Raw genomic sequence first — 1,765 nt, forward strand, 5'->3', positions numbered from 1 at the left:
AAGACCCTGACCGGGAGCGGGATGTGGACGGTGGATACGCAGGAGGTGGACAGTGAAGAGGCGCTGTTCACTGTCAAGTGGGAAGGTATGACCGGCAGCGTGAAGGAGAGCTGATATGTCTGATATTTATGAATTACCCGATAAAGAAACCATTACGCTCAGCAAACCGGTTTCCCTCGGCAAAGAGTACTGTGAATATCATGAGATCACCCTGAAAGAGCCAACGCTCGATGAGGTTGATAAGTTCTACCAGGAAAGAGAATCGGAAAAAAGTACGCTTATGGGTATGGGGTTGCTGATTTCGCTCGTATCCGGCGTGCCGCGTCCGGCGGTGAGAAAGCTGTCATACCGGGACTACAAGCGCTGCGAGGTGTGGCTTTCGCGTTTTTTGATGTGGACGCCAGAGGAGGAGGACGAGACGAACTCGGACGACTCCGGGCAAATCTGACGTTCTACTGGAAATGGGGGCCGGCCGATGTCGGCTCCCTGACCCTCAGGCAGGCGACATACTGGGAGCGTCAGGCGCTCCGGATCAACAAAATCAGGAGCGGTGATGGCGGGTAATCGTTTTGACTTTGAGCTGGTGGCGAAAGATGAAGCCAGTGCGACCCTCAGGGCGCTGGAAGATACCGTGGCTAAAATGGTCCCCAACCTCGATAAGGCCGGGGAAAAAATGCAGCTGGGGGGAAAGAGGAGTATTGAGGGGCTGGATGACCTGGGTGACAGGCTCTCGAAGATTAATACCTTTGCAAAAAGCGGTGTGCAGTATTTTGGGGACATGGTTCCGCCCCTGAAACTGGCCGGTGAACTGGCTGGGCGCTACGGTGGTGCCATTGCCAAAATAGGTGTGGGTGGCGCGGTGGCATACAGCGTCGGTCAGGGGATCGCGTCGCTTGCTGGTGGAATGAAGGAAGCGGCTGAAGATGCGTATAACCTGAACATTCAGGCGATGGATGCGGGGATGAGCATTCATGACCTGACGCAGGTCGCCGGGGGAATGCGTATTCTCGGTGCTGACACGGATAAGGCGCGGGACTCCGTTGAGTCCTTATCAAGGGCGTTAACGGACGCCATGAACAACCGCCAGAGCACCATCACCGGCGTACTCAATCAGATAGGCGTACCCATCGTGGAACGTGCCGACCATACGGCAGATACGATGAAGACACTGGAGAACCTTGCAAAGGTTTTCCCGACCCTGAGCGCCCAGAAACAGCGTACCGTAGCGGATGCGCTGGGACTGACGCCGGAGATGCTGGCGCTTTTGCGCGATGGTGCACATTACAAAGCCCTCCTGTCGAAGTCGGACAGTCTGGGGCTGACCGTCTCTGACGATACCGTTCAGAAGCTTAGCGGCCTGAATGATACCCTCAATGAGGTCAGCGCGTCGTGGGAGGGGCTGAAAAACAGAACGAAAAATAACGTCTTTGGCGGGATAATGAACGATCTCACCATCGGAGGGCATAAGATTTTAAAATCCGGGGTAAAAGATGGCCTTGAGGGGGTAGCCGACCTCTTCGATAACGGTGATTTTACCGGGCTCTCTCACGCCATGGGGTTCATCAGCACCGAGAATGCAACGAAGCTCCGGCGTATTCAGGGCGACAAATCGCTTTATAGCAGCCTGTCCCGGCGTGAGCGCGGGGCTGTGGATGCGGGTTTTTATACCGATGCGGTGAAAAAGCGCTACGACAGCGCGTACGGAGCAACCGATCAGGCTGGTCTGCTGCTGCAGGATATGAATGCCGTGACCCACACTGATAAT

2 protein-coding genes and 1 pseudogene are annotated in these 1,765 nt (G+C 55.4%); all 3 read left to right on the plus strand.

Features of this window, described 5'->3' with window-relative positions; all coding sequences use genetic code 11:
• On the plus strand, positions 1 to 114 hold a 114-nt coding region (locus tag DEO48_RS00075; RefSeq protein ID WP_181366945.1), incomplete at its 5' end, for a phage tail tube protein.
• A 1-nt stretch (position 115) separates the two neighbouring features.
• Positions 116 to 448, plus strand: a complete 333-nt coding sequence (locus tag DEO48_RS00080; RefSeq protein ID WP_109843945.1) for a phage tail assembly protein — start codon at positions 116 to 118, stop codon at positions 446 to 448.
• 105 nt (positions 449 to 553) lie between these two features.
• A pseudogene (locus tag DEO48_RS00085) lies at positions 554 to 1,765 on the plus strand (hypothetical protein); the annotation flags it as partial.

Origin of the sequence: Enterobacter sp. CGMCC 5087 (assembly GCF_003144775.1) — a bacterium.
Lineage (GTDB): Bacteria > Pseudomonadota > Gammaproteobacteria > Enterobacterales > Enterobacteriaceae > Enterobacter > Enterobacter cloacae_M.